Source organism: Tardiphaga sp. (assembly GCF_028290495.1).
Classification (GTDB): domain Bacteria; phylum Pseudomonadota; class Alphaproteobacteria; order Rhizobiales; family Xanthobacteraceae; genus Tardiphaga.
Map to the genome: position 1 here is coordinate 13,193 of NZ_JAQGJT010000030.1, position 15,867 is coordinate 29,059.

The window sequence follows — 15,867 nt, forward strand, 5'->3', positions numbered from 1 at the left end:
TGGCCGGAGCCCGTCGCTGCGGTGCATCGCCGCGCGGACACCTTGGTGCGCTTCCTCAATTCATTCTCAAAGGCGATACAGGATCTGGTCGGTCCAGAAACGCTCGAGGCGGTGCAGCGACTTGTTCAGCGTGGCGAATTCTTCGTTCGAAATGCCGCCGACCTGCTCCACGGTCTTGACGTGCTTGCGATACAGCGCATCGACGATGTGGCGGATTTCCTGGCCCTGGTCGGTGAGGCGGATACGAACCGAGCGGCGATCGACGCGCGAACGCTGGTGATCGAGGAAGCCGAGTTCGACGAGCTTCTTGAGATTGTAGGAAACGTTGGAGCCGAGATAGTAACCGCGGGTGCGCAGTTCGCCGGCAGTCAATTCCTTGTCGCCAATGTTGTACAGCAGCAGCGCCTGAACCGAGTTGATATCAGCGCGACCGCGGCGGTCGAACTCGTCCTTGATGACATCGAGCAGGCGGCGATGCAGACGCTCCACCAGCGTGAGAGCTTCGAGATACAATGGCTGAACCGGTGCCTGTCCGGGAACAAGATCCACGTTCTCAACCGTCAATACGGCTTTCATCATGACACTAACCCCTGTTGTCGTTTTTTGCGACTTATTCGACGAAACTTTTGTCCCGTCTGATAGGGCCAACCTAAGCGTCGCGTTTGAAGAACCGCTTAAATAAGACAATAAAGAGATCATGAATTCGAGACAGTGAATCGCGTATTAAGCCAATGAATAAAGGGCTTTTCGCAAGTTTTGATTCACGCTGAAACGCCCGTGTTCCAGCTTTGTCCGCGAATTCTGTCGCATTGCGAAACAGCATCGTTCAAATCTTAAAGGTTGCCGTAACGGAGATGACCGCAGCGTTAGGGTGACTCAATCCTTACCGGAAAAACGCCGAAAATTTTTCGACAGTTTGACGGAAAAAATCTGCACGCGTCACGCGACGCCGCGCCCCCTGCCCTCCCAATACGGCGCGCGCAACGCCTTGCGATCGAGCTTGCCAAGGCCCGTGACCGGAATCTCCGCCAGGAAGTCGATCGTCTTCGGCGACCACGGCGCGCCGCGCTTGTCTTTTACATGCGCCTGCAATTCGGCCGCGGCATTGTTGGCGCCGGGCTTCAGCACGACAAAGGCTTTCACCGCCTCACCCCATTTGTCGTCTGGAATGCCGATCACCGCAGCGGAAGCAACCGAGGGATGCGACATCAACGCGTCCTCGACTTCTCGGGGATAGATGTTGAAGCCGCCGGAGATGATCATGTCCTTGGTGCGGTCGACGATGTAGAAATAGCCTTCGGCATCTTTCACCGCGACATCGCCGGTGTGCAGCCAGCCGCCGCGCAACGCTTCCTCGGTGGCGTCCGGCCTGTTCCAGTAACCATCCATCACCAGCGAGCCGCGCACGCAGATCTCGCCGGGCTGGCCCACCGCAACCTCGCGCATGTCAGCGTCGAACAGTTTCACCTCGACCATCGGATTGGCGCGGCCGCAGGAGCCCAGACGCCCGGGCTTGCTGTCGTCGTGATCGATCTTGCGCATGGTCGTGATGATCTGCGGCGCTTCGGTCTGGCCGTAGAGCTGTACGAAGGAATTGCCGAAGATCGCGATGCCCTCGCGCAGGCGGTCCGGCGACATCGGCGCGGCGCCGTAGACGATGGTCTTCAGACTGCTCACATCGTACTTCTCGCGCAGCTGCGCCGCGTCGATCAGCGCATAGATCAGCGTCGGCACCAGGAAGGTGGCGGTGATGCCATCTTCCTGCACGGCGCGGCAATAATTCTCCGCGTCAAATCCCTGCACCAGCCGGCTGAAGCCGCCGCGCAGCATCACCGGAAACAGCGTGATCCCCGCTGCGTGGCTGATCGGGGTTGCGGCGAGAAAGCGGATCTCGGCCGGCCAGTCCCAGTCGGCGACGATCGCCAGCGACATTGCCACCAGCACGCGGTGCGGCAGCATCACGCCCTTCGAGCGCCCCGTGGTGCCGCCGGTGTAAGCGAGGTAGCCGATGTCATCGACGGCGCTGTCGTCGACCAGCGGCGCCGGCACGGCGTTCGGCAACTCCGCCAGCAGGTCGCGCGCGCCTTGCATCGCACCGAACGACAGCAGATGCGTCAGGCCGGGAACGCGCGCCCGGATCGCCGTGCCACGAGCACTGAACTTGCCGGCCTCGACGATCAGCGCGTCAATCCCGGCATCCTCGACGATAAAGGCATGGTCATCTTCCGCGGCCATCGGGTGCAACGGCGTGTAGCGCATCCCCATCACCATGCAGGCCGATATCGCAGCCCAGGCATCGGCGCGGTTACCCGACAGGATGGCGAGTGCATCGCCCTTTTTCAGGCCGATCTGACGAAACAGGGTGATCAGGCGGGCGACGACATCGCCGAATTCGCGGTAACTCCAGCGCACCGTACCGTCGGCGAGCGCGGGCTGGTCGCCGTGGCGGGCGATCGCGCTGACGATCAGACTGCCGGCGGTGCCGCCGGAATAAAGCGGGTTCATGGTATCCTCCCTGATGGTTCTACACGGCCTTCTTCGAGGCTCTTGCGTAATGGCAGCGGGCGCGCGCTATGGCGGCCGTTCGCGAGCGGCCATCCAGGCCAGCGCCAGATAGGCGGCCAGAAATGCCGCCTGCAGCCCGACGATCGCCAGATTGCCACCGTAGATGTTGGGGAACATCAGCTCGATCACGCCCATCGAGACCACGGTGGTCAGCCAGACCACGGCGCCCCACGGCGTCGCGAGCCACAGCCCGACCGCGCCGACCAGTTCGATGACCGCGAAATAGACCGTAGCGGTCTGCCAGGCCATCGTCTGAACCTCGAAGGCCTCGTCCTCGGTGCCGACGAAGCCGGTGACCTGCGCCCAGTGGTACAGCCCCTGGCCCATCGAGATCACGGCCATAATGCGCAGGAACAGCACCAGCCGGCGCGTCCAGACGTTCTCCTCGGAGATCTCGCGCTCCGACGAGATCGCTGCCACCGAGATGGCATGGTCCCGCGACGACGGGTCGCGCGCTGCGGGCTCAGACATGCCGGTGCGCTCCGGCCGGGCGCGATGTGGGGATGGGGCGATTCATGGAGCGTTTTGTGAGCCTTCGGGGCCGCAAAATCAATCACCCAGCCATATCCCGCGCGCGGTGACGAAGCGGCGTGGAGATGCTAGACTGGAACAAATCAAATCTACCGGTTCGGGAGACAGGTCATATGGCCATCAAATTCGGGCGTCCCATCGAAATGCGTGACGCCCCCCCGCGCCCCTCCGTCTATACCGCCCCGCCGCTCGATCTGGTCAGCCGCCCGCGCCGCAACCGCAAGTCGGAATGGGCGCGCCGGATGGTGCGCGAGAACGTCGTCACCACCGACGACCTGATCTGGCCGCTGTTCGTGATCGACGGCGACAACGTGCGCGCCGAGATAGCTTCGATGCCCGGCGTGCAGCGCCTCAGCATCGACCAGGCGGTGCGCGACGCCGAACGCGCCATGAAGCTCGACATCCCCTGCATCGCTTTGTTCCCCTATACCGAGCCGTCGCTGCGCGACGACATCGGTTCGGAAGCCTGGAATGGCGACAACCTGGTCTGCCAGTCGGTGCGCGCCATCAAGAAGGAATTCCCGGATCTCGGTGTACTCTGCGACGTAGCGCTCGATCCGTTCACCAGCCACGGCCATGACGGGCTGATCCGCGACGGCCGGATTCTGAACGACGAGACCGTGGCGGTGCTGGTGCAGCAGGCGCTGGTGCAGGCGCAGGCCGGCTGCGACATCATCGCGCCGTCCGACATGATGGACGGCCGCGTCGGCGCGATCCGCCAGGGGCTGGACGACGCCGGCTTCCTCGATGTCCAGATCATGGCCTATGCCGCAAAATACGCCTCGGCATTCTACGGCCCGTTCCGCGACGCGATCGGCTCGGCCAAAACGCTGACCGGCGACAAGCGCACCTACCAGATGGATTCGGCCAATTCCGATGAGGCGATCCGCGAGGTCGAACTTGATCTCGCTGAAGGCGCCGACATGGTGATGGTCAAGCCCGGCATGCCCTATCTCGATATCGTGCGGCGCGTGAAGGATACCTTTGCGGTGCCGACCTTCGCCTACCAGGTGTCCGGCGAATACGCGATGATCATGGCAGCCGCCAACAACGGTTGGATCGACGGCGACCGCGCGATGATGGAAAGCCTGCTCGCCTTCAAGCGCGCCGGCGCCGACGGCGTGCTGAGCTACTTCGCCCCCGCCGCCGCCGAAAAGCTTCGCCAGCAGCGCTGATTTCTCGCTGCTCGATGCCCATCCTGTTCAGTCTGTTGCAATTCCTGACACTTGCAACGGGGTTCGGTGATATCCATGTGCTGCATCTGTGATGGTGCAGGCGGAGGAGTCGTGATGTCTGACAACAATTCAAACGGCACGTCGAACACCACCTGGCGCAGCGGCCCGGCACCGGGCGGCGCATACGACCCGTGGACGAACCCGCAGCTGTTCAGCGGCGTGCTGACGCGGCGCACCTTCGCGTTCCTGATCGATCTCCTCGTAATCTCGATCCCGGTGGTTCTGGCGGTGATCTTCATCGCGGTGTTCGGACTGGTCACGCTGGGGCTCGGCTGGGGTCTGTTCTGGCTGGTCTCGCCGGCCACGGTGATCTGGCCGATCATCTATTACGGCATGTCGCTCGGCGGCCCGCATTCAGCCACCTGGGGCATGCGGGTGATGAACCTGCAGATGCGCACCTTCTCCGGCACGCCGGGCTATTTCGTGCTCGGCTGCGCCCATGCCGTGCTGTTCTGGGCCTCGGTGTCGTTCCTGACGCCGCTGGTGCTGGTGGTCGGCCTGCTCAACGGCCGCCGCCAGCTGCTGCACGACCTCGTGCTCGGCACCGTCGTCGTCAACAATTCCGCGCAAATGCAGATGGCGCAGCCGGCCGGAAGAACTTTTTGACAGAGCGGCCGACGGATTGACCGTCGGCCCGGGCAGCGCGATGCTGGCCACACCTGCTTCGGAGACTGACACCAACCGTGACCCAGCACTCCCGCGACACGCCGCAATTCTACCTGACAGCGCCGTCGCCCTGCCCCTATCTGCCGGGCCGGCACGAGCGCAAGGTGTTCACCCATCTGGTCGGCGACAAGGCCGGCGATCTCAACGACCTGCTGACCCATGGCGGCTTCCGGCGCAGCCAGTCGATTGCCTACCGCCCGGCGTGCGACCAGTGCCGCGCCTGCGTCTCGATCCGCGTCATCGCCAACGAATTTCGCCCGTCGCGCAATTTCAAGAAGGTGCTGGCGCGCAACGCCGACATCATCAGCGAACAGCGCAACGCGGTGCCGACTTCCGAGCAGTACTCCGTATTCCGCGCCTATCTCGACCAGCGCCATCGCAACGGCGGCATGGCCGACATGACCGTGCTGGACTATGCGATGATGGTCGAGGACAGCCATGTCGAGACCCGGTTGATCGAATATCGCCGCCGCGGCCCTGACAGCGGCATCACCGGCCGCGGCGAGGACCTGATCGCGGTGGCGCTGACCGACGTTCTCAGCGACGGGCTGTCGATGGTCTATTCGTTCTTCGAGCCGTCCGAGGAAAGCCGCTCGCTCGGCACTTTCATGATCCTCGACCACATCGCCCGCGCGAGGCGGCTCGGCCTGCCCTACGTCTATCTCGGCTACTGGATCGAAGGCTCCAAAAAGATGGACTACAAGGGGCGCTACCTGCCGCAGCAGCGGCTGGCGCCCTCCGGCTGGCTGCGCGTGGACGCGTCAGGCGAAAGCCTGAGCGAGCCGCAGGACTGACTCCATCCTCATCCTGAGGAGCCGCGCACTTGCGCGGCGTCTCGAAGGATGCGCCAACCAGCTCATGGTTCGAGACGGCGCAACAGCGCCTCCTCACCATGAGGGTTCTTCACCCGCCGAAGAAATCCACCACCAGCTTCAGGTTCAGCGCGATGATGATCGCCGCAGTCAGCGCCGCCAATGCGGTGACCCAGCGCGGCGCCACGAACGGGCCCATCTTGCGCCGGCTCGCCGTGAACAGCACCAGCGGCACCACCGCGAACGGCAGTTGCAGACTGAGCACGACCTGACTGAGGATCAGCAACTGCCCGGTGGCCTTCTCGCCGAACCAGATGGTGACGCCAACCGCCGGCACGATCGCGATCATCCGCGTGATCATGCGGCGCAGCCACGGCGCAACGCGCAGATTGATGAACCCCTCCATCACGATCTGGCCCGCCAGCGTCGCCGTGATCGTCGAGTTCAGCCCGCAACACAGCAGCGCTATGCCGAACAAGGTCGGCGCCAGCGACGAGCCGAGCAAGGGCGCCAGAAAGGCGTGCGCCCGATCGAGTTCGGCGACGTCGGTCTTGCCTATTTTGTGGAAGGTCGCAGCAGCCAGGATCAGGATCGAGGCGTTGATGGTCAGCGCCAGACACAGAGCGATGGTGGAATCCCAAGTCGAAAGCTGGATCGCTTCCTTCTTCTCTGCAACACTGTCGCCATAGCCGCGAGTCTGCACCAGCCCGGAATGCAGATAGAGATTATGCGGCATCACCGTTGCGCCGAGAATGCCGAGCGCAAGGAACAACATCTCACGGTTTCGCAGGATCTCGGTGGTCGGCGCAAAGCCGCGGATCACCTCTCCCCAGTCGGGATCGGCCATCGCAATCTGCACCGCAAAACACACCGCGATGACGCCAAGCAGCGTCACCACGAAGGCCTCGATCCAGCGGAAGCCGAAGGCCTGCAACGCGAGGATGAGAAACACGTCGGCGGCGGTGATGATGACGCCGATCTCAAGCGGAATGCCGAACAGCAGGTTCAGCCCGATCGCGGTGCCGATCACCTCGGCGAGGTCGGTGGCGGTAATCGCGATCTCCGCCGACAGCCACAGCGCCCATGACACCATGCGCGGATAGGCATCGCGGCAGGCCTGCGCCAGATCGCGCCCGGCGCCGACGCCAAGCCGCGCGCATAGCGACTGCAGCACGATGGCCATCAGGTTGGAAAGCAGCGCGATGGTCAGCAGCGCGTAGCCGAACTTGGAGCCGCCCGCCAGCGAGGTCGCCCAGTTGCCGGGGTCCATGTAGCCGACCGCGACCAGATAGCCCGGCCCGAGGAACGCCAGCAGCTTGCGCCAGAACGAGCCGTTCTTGACCGTCCGGACCGAGCCGAACATGCCCAGCAGCGACGGGTCGCCGCGTTCCGTACGCCAGCCGCCGGGCTGGCCGACGAACTCGTTCAGCCCGGGAGCGGGATCGACGGTGATGGCAGGCGTTTTTGCATCCATTTCACCAGGATGGCCGATCTTTCGGCCTATTGCAACTCACTTGCAACTGCATCTGGGGTTCGCATAAAGGAACGAATTTCGATTCCAAGGATCGGCGGAGCGGATGGCTCCTGATCATTCGCGGGCGGCAGGCCTACCGTTCAAGGTCTCATCGGAGAGGTCTTTACAGCTTCGCGTCGAACCTCCATTGGTCCGGTGAACAAGACAGCTCTGAGGGGCGCGAGGCCGCCATCGCGCCTGGAACCGGGGACGCATGGCGTCATGCTGCGCGGCGCGAAGAAGCGCCGGATCACAGAGCAAGCCCGAACCGCCGGAAGACCAGGAGTCCAAGAGATGCCCAACCAAACGTGGATCGCGAAACGCTCGCTTCTGATCGATATCGATTTCGACTCGGAGTATCCGATCACCGAAGGCCAGACCTATACCGACGACGGCACGACCACCTTCGGGGACTACGTCTGCGACGCGTTGTTTGCGCCCGCCAGCCCTGGCCCCGGCACGATTGTCGTGACCCATCCAGAGGCCCGAAAATCGCGCAGAAACTAGCGCTCCATCTGCCTCCTCCGCGGCGATGTCAGGACCGAGTGTAGAGGTCCTGCGCGTGGCGAAGGCCGAGCTCGCTCATGAAAACCCTGCCGCCCCGTAAAATCCGGGACGGCGCAGGCGGGACTTGCTCCCTCGGCTCAGTACTTGGTCTTCTCCGGCAATTTGCGATATTCCAGCCAGACTTTCTGCGCATCGCTCTGCATCATCTGGGCGACGGGCAGTGCGCTTCGCATAGGGGCGCTTCATGTCGATGTTGATGTTGGAGTCGTCGAACAGGTCGGCATAGTCCGTCCAGGACGCCGCGTAATAGATCTTGCCGATCCGCGCCCAATAGGCAGTCGCACAGCACATCGGGCAGCATTCGCAGCTGGTGAACATGGTGGCGCCCTTGCGACCTTCGACGTTGCGGCCAACGCATCACCGGCACCGACGCCAACAGATGCGAGCGTGGCCGCGCCGGCCACCAGAAAATCACGACGGCGCACCACGCCTGCGGACGAGAACAGATGATCCAGCGAGGTCTCGGGCTTCTTGTTGTCTATACTCACGGCTCCAGGCCCTTCGCACCCGCTGTGCGTGCATACTATTCCAGCAGTCGCTCATTGCGGTTTCGTTGACTCAAGCGCTCCTGTTTTAACGTCTTCATGCGCATCGCCTCCCATTCGCATGACTTCATCGCCCGGAAATCGGGTGGCGGCGCAGGCTTCCGGCTGAGAGGGTGGTTTCAAATACAGGAACCATCATGCCTCACTCATCCAACGACCAACTGCCCACCACCTTCAACCGCCTCGCCTGGTCCAACCTCGCGGCGCAATCGGCCGAGCAGATCGCTCTGGCCGCGGCGCCCATCGTGGCCGTGCTGCTGCTCGGCGTCGGCGAAGGCCAGACCGGTCTGCTGCAGACCGCGCTGACGCTACCCTTCGTGCTGTTTGCAATCCCGGCCGGACTGCTCGCCGACCACATCTCGCGGCGCAGATTGATGGCCTTGGCGGAAGCGTTGCGCGCGATGTCTCTGTTGGTGATCCTGGCGCTGATTTGGAGCGGCCTGCTCACGTTGCCGCTGCTGGCGCTGCTCGGCTTCGTCGCGGTGTGCGGCACCGTGATGTACAGCGTCGCCGCACCCTCCTTGGTGCCCTCGCTGGTACCCTCCTCGCTGTTGTCCGCAGCCAATGCGCGGATCGAATTAGCGCGCACCATCGCCTTTGCCGGCGGGCCGGCGCTCGGCGGCGCGCTGGTCGGCTTCCTTGGTGCTGCTCCGGCATTCGGATGTGCGGCGGCCTTGTCGATCGTCGCTGTGGCACTGCTGTCTGGCATCCATGAACCCGCGCGCGCCACAGTCGCGCGGCGACAGCCGCTACAGGACATCGCGGAGGGACTGGCCTTTGTCGCCGGTCATCCGTTGCTGCGGCCGGTCTTTGTAACGCAACTGATCTTTGGCGCGGCGGCCTTCATGATCCTTGCGGTGTTCGTGCCCTACGCCGTCCGCCACCTCGGCCTCAGCGCCTCCGGCATCGGCCTGACGCTGGCGATGTACGGCGTCGGCATGGTGGTCGGCGCGCTCGCAGCCACGCGCGTGATGCGATGGCTGCCGTTCGGCATTGTCGTCGCACTCGGTCCGGTCACAGGACTCGTCGCCTCGCTGGTGATGGTGCTGACCATCTGGCTGCCCTCGCCGGCGCTGGCTGGATTCAGCTTCTTCCTGCTCGGCGTCGGCCCGATCATCTGGGTGATCTCAACCGTCACCTTGCGTCAATCGGTAACGCCGCCGCGCCTGCTCGGGCGGGTCTCGGCGATCAACATCCTGAGCTACGGCGCGCGCCCAGTCGGCACCGGCCTCGCGGCGCTGGTCGGCGGCTTCTACAACGCCGAAGCCTGCCTCTACCTCGCAGTTGCGGGCTTCGCCTGGCAGGCCGTGGTCATCCTGAAATCGCCAGCAGCGGTATTGGCGCGGCAGCCGGAGATGGTCGGCGAGGCCTCCGGTTGATCGCGAGCGGCGCGCCAGGGCTGCCGCGGCCTTCCCAACCCGATTAATATGATGTACATCATCTTATAAATCACGAGGTGCAACAGCATGACCGACGGAACCATCGACGCGACGGCGGCCGCGCCGCAGGCGACTTCCACGGGGATACAGATCGCAGTGCTGGCGGCGCTGGCCTCGATCGGCACGCTGGCGACCAACATATTGCTACCTTCGCTGCCCCAGATGGCGGCGTCGCTAGGTGTGACCACCCCGGCAGTAACCACCTCGATCACCGTATTCCTTCTGGTGTTCGCGTTCGGTCAATTGCTGGTCGGCCCGATCTCCGATCGCTACGGCCGAAGGGTGCCGGTGCTGGCCGGCTTCGCGGTTTTCATCGCCGGCAGCATCTGGTGCGGAATGGCATACGACCTGCCGACGCTGCTGGTCGGCCGCGCGATCCAGGCGGCGGGCGCCTGTTCCACCTCGGTGCTGTCGCGCGCCATCGCCCGCGACCTGTTCACCGGCCCGGCGCTGGCGCGTGCTCTGACGCTGGTGATGATCGCGCAGGCCGCCGCTCCCGGCTTCTCGCCGCTGCTCGGCGGCGGGCTGGATTACTATTTCGGCTGGCGCGCTGATTTCGTGTTCGTCGGCATCTTCGCGCTGCTGTCGGCCGGCGCGTTCGCCTTGGTGCTCGGCGAGACGCATATTTCGACGCGGATCCCGCTCAATCCGCTGGCGATCGGCAAGACCTATGGCAAGCTTTCCATCAACCGCCACTTCCTGATTCCGGCCGCGACCGTGGCCCTGATCATGGGCGGGCTGTTCTCGATGTTCTCCGCCGCGCCGCGCATCCTGATCGAGGGCTTCGGCTTCACACCGATCGCGCTCGGGCTGTTCTTCGCGGGCTCCGTGGTGATGGTGTTCGGCTCGGGCATGCTGGCAGCGCGCCTGGCGCCGCGCATCGGGCTCGACCGCGCGATCCGCATCGGATTGTGGCTGGCCTTCATCGGGGGCGTCGCCGTGCTCGCGGTCGCGTATTTCCACGGCAATGTCGTCGCCTTCATCATTGCGAATTGCGTGTTCCTGCTCGGCATGGGCATCGTCAATCCGCTCGGCACGGCGCAGGCGCTGTCTCCGTTCGGCAGCCACGCCGGCGCGGCGTCGGCCCTGCTCGGCTTCTGGCAAATGATGGGCGCCGCGATCGGCGTCGGCCTCGCTGCCGCCATCGTGCCGCAAGCCTCACTGGCGCTGGGCATCGTGCTGGTGTTGGCGACCTTGCTGGCAGGCGTGCTCTATACGCTGCGGGCGAAGTCGGCCTAAGGCGTTTTTTATCAATGCGCGCCCAAACGCACCCGCGCTGACGCCCGTGCGGCGTCTTCCTTCCGTTCGCTGTAGCGATCGGTGAGATACGCGGATGCGTCCCGTGTCAGCAGGGTGAACTTCAGCAGTTCTTCCATCACATCGACAACGCGGTCGTAATAGACCGATGGCTTCATGAGACCGTGATCGTCGAACTGCTCATAGGCCTTGGCGACCGAGGATTGGTTCGGAATGGTGATCATCCGCATCCAGCGGCCGAGCACACGTAGCTGATTGATAGCGTTGAACGATTGCGAGCCACCACTGACCTGCATCACCGCCAGCGTCTTGCCCTGGGTCGGCCGGACCGCGCCGAGCGAAAGCGGGATCCAGTCGATCTGCGCCTTCATGATTCCGGTCATCGCGCCATGACGCTCCGGGCTCGACCAGACCTGGCCTTCGGACCACGCCGACAGCGCGCGCAACTCCTGCACCTTGGGGTGATCCACCGGCGCATCATCTGGCAATGGCAGCCCTGACGGATTGAAGATCCTGGTGTCCGCACCAAGCGCCTCAAGAAGACGCGCCGCCTCCTGTGTCAGCAACCGGCTGAACGAGCGCTCGCGCAACGAGCCATAGAGCAGCAAAATTCGCGGCCGGTGCCGAAACATGGGCGGACGCAGAGACCCCACATCGGGAATTGCAAAACAATCTGAATCGATATTCGGCAGGTCAATCATGTGAAACTACTCTGACGACTACCTCGCCGTCTTCCTTGACGAAGGATGAAACCGGATTTTCGAGCAAATCGAGGACGAGTTCGGAAGGCCGGCAGAGCCTCGTTCCCTTCGGTGTCTCGACGATCGGCCGATTGATCAAGATCGGATGGGCGAGCATCGCGTCGATCAACTGGTCGTCACTCAGCAAGGGATCGGCGAGGCCAAGCTCCGCATAGGGCGTGCCTTTTTCGCGCAACAGCGCACGAACGGAGACGCCCATCGCATGAACAAGACCTGCGAGACGCGCGCGATCCGGCGGGCTCTTTAGATATTCGATCACGACGGGCGCCTCGCCACAGGCGCGGATCATCGCCAGCGTGTTGCGCGAGGTGCCGCAGCCGGGATTGTGATAGATCGTGACCGTCATATGCGCGCTCCTTTGGTGGCTTCTTCCATGACCGGTTCACGCAACAACCAGTTCAGCAGCGCCCACGCGATCACGGCGCCGCAACACTCCGCAGCGATAAAACCCGGCACGTCCTGCATGCGTATGCCGGAAAACGTATTACTCAACGACCGCGCTATCGCCACCGCCGGATTGGCAAAGCTGGTCGATGCGGTGAACCAGTAGGCCGCCGCGATATAGAGCGCGACCAGCGCCGGCAAGGACGCGCGGGAAAAACGCCGCCCGGCAAGAATGGTCGCGATCAGGCCGAACGTCGCGACTGCCTCGGCAAGCCATTGCGCATAGCCGCTGCGGATCTTCAGCGAACTCTGCAGCAGAGGCAGTTCAAACATAGCATGCGCGACAAGGGTCCCGACAATGCCGCCACAGATCTGCGCCACGACGTAAAGCAAGGCATCCCGCACCGGCAGCTCGCGATTGAACGCGAACACCAGCGTCACAACCGGGTTGAAATGCGCGCCGGATATCGGCCCGAGCAGACTGATCAGCACGACGAGGATCGCGCCGGTAGCCATCGTGTTGGCAAGCAGCGCGAGCGCCATGTCCCGCGTGAGATTTTCCGCCATGATGCCGGAGCCGACCACAGTGGCAACCAGAAGCGCGGTGCCGAGGGTCTCCGCGACCAGACGGCGGCGCAGGTCAAACACCGGCACGGGACCGCTTCTTCACGGCCGGCTCGCAGCATGACCTGAGACTCTCTACCAGAGGCGCACGAATATCCATGCGGCCGCCGCAGCAATCCGCGATCAGAAAATTGACGACGTCCCCGAGATGCGACAGCGCCGCGCGATAGACAATCGAGCGGCCGTGACGCTCGCCGATCACCAACCCGGCACGGGAGAGGATCGCCAGATGCGATGACATGGTGTTCTGCGGCACGGCTAACGCCGTGGCGATATCTCCTGCCGCAAGGCCTTCCGGCTCGTGCTTCACCAGCAGCCGAAACACGTCGAGCCGCGTCGACTGCGCCAGCGCCGTCAGGGAGAGAATGATTTCATCTGATTCCATATATCCAGAATTATCGATATATGATTTAGCTGTCAATCTAACCCGACTCGGACGACAGGAATTACGACCGAATGCCCCCGCGCCAGTTACCCATTATCCTCGCCCTCGGCACCACGCAGACGCTGGCCTGGGCGTCGAGCTACTATTTGCCCGCGATCCTCGCCGATCCGATCGCGCATGATCTGGGTATCTCCAGCAACTGGCTGTTCGCGGCGTTTTCCGCATCGCTGGTGATCTCGGCGCTGCTCGGTCCGCGCGTCGGCCGGCAGATCGACCTGTTCGGCGGCCGTCAGGTGCTGTCGGCATCCAACATCATCCTGGCGGCGGGACTGGCCGTGCTGGGCCTCGCCGGCTCGATCCCGGTGCTGATCGTGGCGTGGCTGCTGCTCGGCGTCGGCATGGGGCTTGGACTGTACGACGCCGCCTTCGCAACCCTCGGCCGTATCTATGGCGATCAGGCACGGCGCTCGATCACCGGGATCACGCTGCTCGCCGGGTTGGCCAGCACGATCGGCTGGCCGCTGACCGCCTGGGGCCTGCAAACCATCGGCTGGCGCGAGACCTGCTTTGCGTGGGCCGCCGCCCATATCCTGATCGGGCTTCCGCTCAACCTGATCTTCCTGCCCGCGGTGAAGGGCGCCAAGGCCGCCGCGGTCGTCGCGGTGAAGCCTCATCTGCCGATCGACCGCAGCATGATCCTGCTGGCCTTCGCCTTCGCAGCAGCCTGGAGCGTCACCGGCGCAATGGCGGCGCATCTGCCGCGCATCATGGAAGCCGCTGGCGCGACGCCGCTGCAGGCGATCACCGCCGGCATGCTGATCGGCCCGGCACAGGTGTTGGCGCGCATCATCGAGGCCGGCTTCCTCAGTCGCTATCATCCGCTGGTCTCGACGCGACTGGCCTGCCTGACGCACCCTGTTGGCGTCGGCATCCTCGCACTGGCCGGCGGCGGCGCAGCCGGCGTGTTCGCGCTGTTCCACGGCGCGGGCAACGGCATCCTCACGATCGCACGCGGCACGCTGCCGCTGGCGATCTTCGGCTCCGAAAATTACGGCTATCGCCTCGGCCTGCTTGGCGCCCCCGCGCGGATGGCGCAGGCGGCAGCGCCGCTGGCGTTCGGCCTGCTGATCGACGTGATCGGCAGCCGCGTGCTAATCGTGTCCTCTGCGCTGAGCCTATCCGCGTTACTCGCGTTGTGCCTGCTGCGCACGAGGCCGCCGCGGACGAAGGCCACGCCGGACAGCGACGCCCGGCCCTAACCCGCCAGATAGCGCTCATATTTGCCGCGCACCACCTCATCTGCAGCAATGTCGGGATCGAGCGTGTAGAGATGCTGCGCGCCGCCGATGCCGCGCAGCGCAAACCGGCCGGTGGAGACGAGATGCGCACGGCCGGCGGCATCGAGGCCACCGCGAAAAGCCTCCGAAGCCAGCAGCGGCCGATCGACCGAGGAGCACATCGAGGCGATGCGGCTGACCTCGTTGACCGCAGGCCCGACCACGGTGAAATCCAGCCGGTCGTCGCTGCCGATATTGCCGTAGAACACCTCGCCGACATGCAGGCCGACATAGGCCGTGGTGACCGGGCGGCCATCGGCTTCGCGCCGTTCGTTGAGCTCAATCATATTGCGGCGAAACTGGTGCTCGGCGCGCAGCGCGCAGTGCTTGGCATGGCCCATGTCCTCATGGGTGAACATCGCCAGCACGCCGTCGCCGATCAGCTTCAGCACGTCGCCGCCGGAATCGTGGATCGCGGCGATCGAGGCTTCCGCATAGTCGTTGAGGAACGGGATGATTTCGTCGGGACCGATCTTCTCGCTGATCCCCGTGGAGCCGCGCAGGTCGGAAAACCACAGCACCGCCTTGATGCGCTCGGTGACGCCGCGGCTGATTTTTCCGCGCAGCACCTGTTCGGCGGCGTCGCGGCCGAGATAGACACGGCCGAGCGTGCGCGCGATCTCTGCCTGCGCAGCGGATTTGATAGCGAGGCCGAGCACAGGGACCAGATCACGCAGCGCCGCCAGTTCCGGCGCGCTGAAGCCGTCGTCGCGACGCGTCGCCCAGTACGAATACAGGCAATCCATTTGGCCCATTGAGCCGGCCTCACCGAAACGGTGCACGAAGGCGATACAGTGCTTGTGACCGCTGTTGACGAAGTCCCCCATGATCGAGAATTGCTGACTGTCGATGTCCGCTACGCTGATCTGCAGCTCGTCATGGCCGTTTTCCAGCATGTAGAAAAACGCCGAGCGCCGCCAATTGGCGGCCGCCTCGCCCTGGTCGGTCGATCCGTATTCGAAGGCGTCGCTCTCATTGGTCTCAGTGTCGTTCCAACGAAAGCCGCGCCCCTCGAAAATCGGATGCAGCGTGTCGATGAAGACAAGGCCGCGCGAGATCTGCACGCCGCCGTCGCGGGCGCGCTCACAAAAGCCGCGGATCAGGTCGTTTTCCGGCAACGCGGTGAGCCCGGCGCTGGCCAGCCAGTTCATCAATTCGAGGCGTCGTATCGTGTTCATCAATCATTCCGGACGCACACCCAAGGTAAGGCAGCGTCACCGCGCCGTCCCGAACCATCAGGATGAAG

General features: G+C 64.0%; 17 protein-coding genes. 7 read left to right on the forward strand and 10 right to left on the reverse strand.

Annotation, left to right across the window (positions count from 1 at the left end; all coding sequences use genetic code 11):
- Positions 1-66: 66 nt before the first annotated feature.
- The 3 genes from JWQ24_RS05715 to JWQ24_RS05725 all read right to left on the reverse strand — a co-directional run bounded on the left by JWQ24_RS05715 (position 67) and on the right by JWQ24_RS05725 (position 3,036).
- Entirely contained in the window at positions 67-579 is a 513-nt protein-coding gene (locus tag JWQ24_RS05715; protein ID WP_299805480.1) for a MarR family winged helix-turn-helix transcriptional regulator, read from the reverse strand.
- A gap of 360 nt (positions 580-939) precedes the next feature.
- Positions 940-2,505, reverse strand: a complete 1,566-nt coding sequence (locus JWQ24_RS05720; RefSeq protein ID WP_299805482.1) for an AMP-binding protein — start codon at positions 2,503-2,505, stop codon at positions 940-942.
- Positions 2,506-2,571: 66 nt separating this feature from the next.
- Entirely contained in the window at positions 2,572-3,036 is a 465-nt protein-coding gene (locus JWQ24_RS05725; protein ID WP_299805485.1) for a DUF6163 family protein, read from the reverse strand.
- A gap of 173 nt (positions 3,037-3,209) precedes the next feature.
- Here JWQ24_RS05725 and hemB point away from each other — a divergent pair, with 173 nt between their 5' ends.
- The 3 genes from hemB to JWQ24_RS05740 all read left to right on the forward strand — a co-directional run bounded on the left by hemB (position 3,210) and on the right by JWQ24_RS05740 (position 5,791).
- Positions 3,210-4,271, forward strand: a complete 1,062-nt coding sequence (gene hemB / locus JWQ24_RS05730; RefSeq protein ID WP_299805487.1) for a porphobilinogen synthase — start codon at positions 3,210-3,212, stop codon at positions 4,269-4,271.
- A 114-nt stretch (positions 4,272-4,385) separates the two neighbouring features.
- The gene (locus JWQ24_RS05735; protein ID WP_299805490.1) at positions 4,386-4,937 is read left to right on the forward strand and encodes an RDD family protein; all 552 of its coding nucleotides are present in this window, start codon (positions 4,386-4,388) and stop codon (positions 4,935-4,937) included.
- Between the two features lie 77 nt (positions 4,938-5,014).
- A complete protein-coding gene (locus tag JWQ24_RS05740) occupies positions 5,015-5,791 on the forward strand; it encodes an arginyltransferase (RefSeq protein ID WP_299805492.1) in 777 nt (258 codons plus the stop codon).
- Between the two features lie 109 nt (positions 5,792-5,900).
- On the opposite strand, the gene JWQ24_RS05745 is transcribed toward JWQ24_RS05740, so the two are convergent.
- Entirely contained in the window at positions 5,901-7,283 is a 1,383-nt protein-coding gene (locus tag JWQ24_RS05745) for an Nramp family divalent metal transporter (RefSeq protein WP_299805494.1), read from the reverse strand.
- Positions 7,284-7,616: 333 nt separating this feature from the next.
- Here JWQ24_RS05745 and JWQ24_RS05750 point away from each other — a divergent pair, with 333 nt between their 5' ends.
- Positions 7,617-7,829, forward strand: coding sequence for a hypothetical protein (locus tag JWQ24_RS05750; protein ID WP_299805496.1), 213 nt, complete (start codon positions 7,617-7,619; stop codon positions 7,827-7,829).
- A 75-nt stretch (positions 7,830-7,904) separates the two neighbouring features.
- Here JWQ24_RS05750 and JWQ24_RS05755 read toward each other — a convergent pair whose 3' ends face one another.
- On the reverse strand, positions 7,905-8,207 hold the full coding sequence (locus tag JWQ24_RS05755) for a hypothetical protein (protein WP_299805498.1): 303 nt from the start codon (positions 8,205-8,207) through the stop codon (positions 7,905-7,907).
- 364 nt (positions 8,208-8,571) lie between these two features.
- Between JWQ24_RS05755 and JWQ24_RS05760 the strand changes: the two genes are divergently transcribed.
- Together JWQ24_RS05760 and JWQ24_RS05765 are read left to right on the forward strand one after the other, a co-directional pair.
- Positions 8,572-9,813: an MFS transporter gene (locus JWQ24_RS05760; protein ID WP_299805500.1), complete on the forward strand. Its 1,242-nt coding sequence runs from the start codon at positions 8,572-8,574 to the stop codon at positions 9,811-9,813.
- Between the two features lie 87 nt (positions 9,814-9,900).
- On the forward strand, positions 9,901-11,112 hold the full coding sequence (locus JWQ24_RS05765) for a multidrug effflux MFS transporter (RefSeq protein WP_299805503.1): 1,212 nt from the start codon (positions 9,901-9,903) through the stop codon (positions 11,110-11,112).
- Between the two features lie 11 nt (positions 11,113-11,123).
- Here JWQ24_RS05765 and arsH read toward each other — a convergent pair whose 3' ends face one another.
- The 4 genes from arsH to JWQ24_RS05785 are packed head-to-tail and all read right to left on the reverse strand — an operon-like array spanning position 11,124 to position 13,284.
- Positions 11,124-11,831 carry an arsenical resistance protein ArsH gene (gene arsH, locus JWQ24_RS05770; RefSeq protein ID WP_299805506.1) on the reverse strand — a complete coding sequence of 236 codons (708 nt, stop codon included), beginning with the start codon at positions 11,829-11,831 and terminating at the stop codon, positions 11,124-11,126.
- Positions 11,824-12,237 carry an arsenate reductase (glutaredoxin) gene (arsC, locus tag JWQ24_RS05775; RefSeq protein ID WP_299805509.1) on the reverse strand — a complete coding sequence of 138 codons (414 nt, stop codon included), beginning with the start codon at positions 12,235-12,237 and terminating at the stop codon, positions 11,824-11,826. The genes arsH and arsC overlap by 8 nt, the downstream gene beginning before the upstream one ends.
- Complete coding sequence (locus JWQ24_RS05780; protein WP_299805511.1) at positions 12,234-12,929, reverse strand: MIP/aquaporin family protein; 696 nt, start codon at positions 12,927-12,929, stop codon at positions 12,234-12,236. Before JWQ24_RS05780 ends, arsC begins: the two co-directional genes overlap by 4 nt.
- Positions 12,916-13,284, reverse strand: coding sequence for a metalloregulator ArsR/SmtB family transcription factor (locus tag JWQ24_RS05785; protein WP_299805514.1), 369 nt, complete (start codon positions 13,282-13,284; stop codon positions 12,916-12,918). Before JWQ24_RS05785 ends, JWQ24_RS05780 begins: the two co-directional genes overlap by 14 nt.
- A gap of 71 nt (positions 13,285-13,355) precedes the next feature.
- Here JWQ24_RS05785 and JWQ24_RS05790 point away from each other — a divergent pair, with 71 nt between their 5' ends.
- Positions 13,356-14,543 (forward strand): MFS transporter, encoded by a 1,188-nt coding sequence (locus JWQ24_RS05790; protein WP_299805517.1) that lies wholly within the window; start codon positions 13,356-13,358, stop codon positions 14,541-14,543.
- On the opposite strand, the gene JWQ24_RS05795 is transcribed toward JWQ24_RS05790, so the two are convergent.
- Positions 14,540-15,799, reverse strand: coding sequence for an adenylate/guanylate cyclase domain-containing protein (locus JWQ24_RS05795; RefSeq protein WP_299805519.1), 1,260 nt, complete (start codon positions 15,797-15,799; stop codon positions 14,540-14,542). The genes JWQ24_RS05790 and JWQ24_RS05795 overlap by 4 nt on opposite strands.
- Positions 15,800-15,867: the final 68 nt, after the last annotated feature.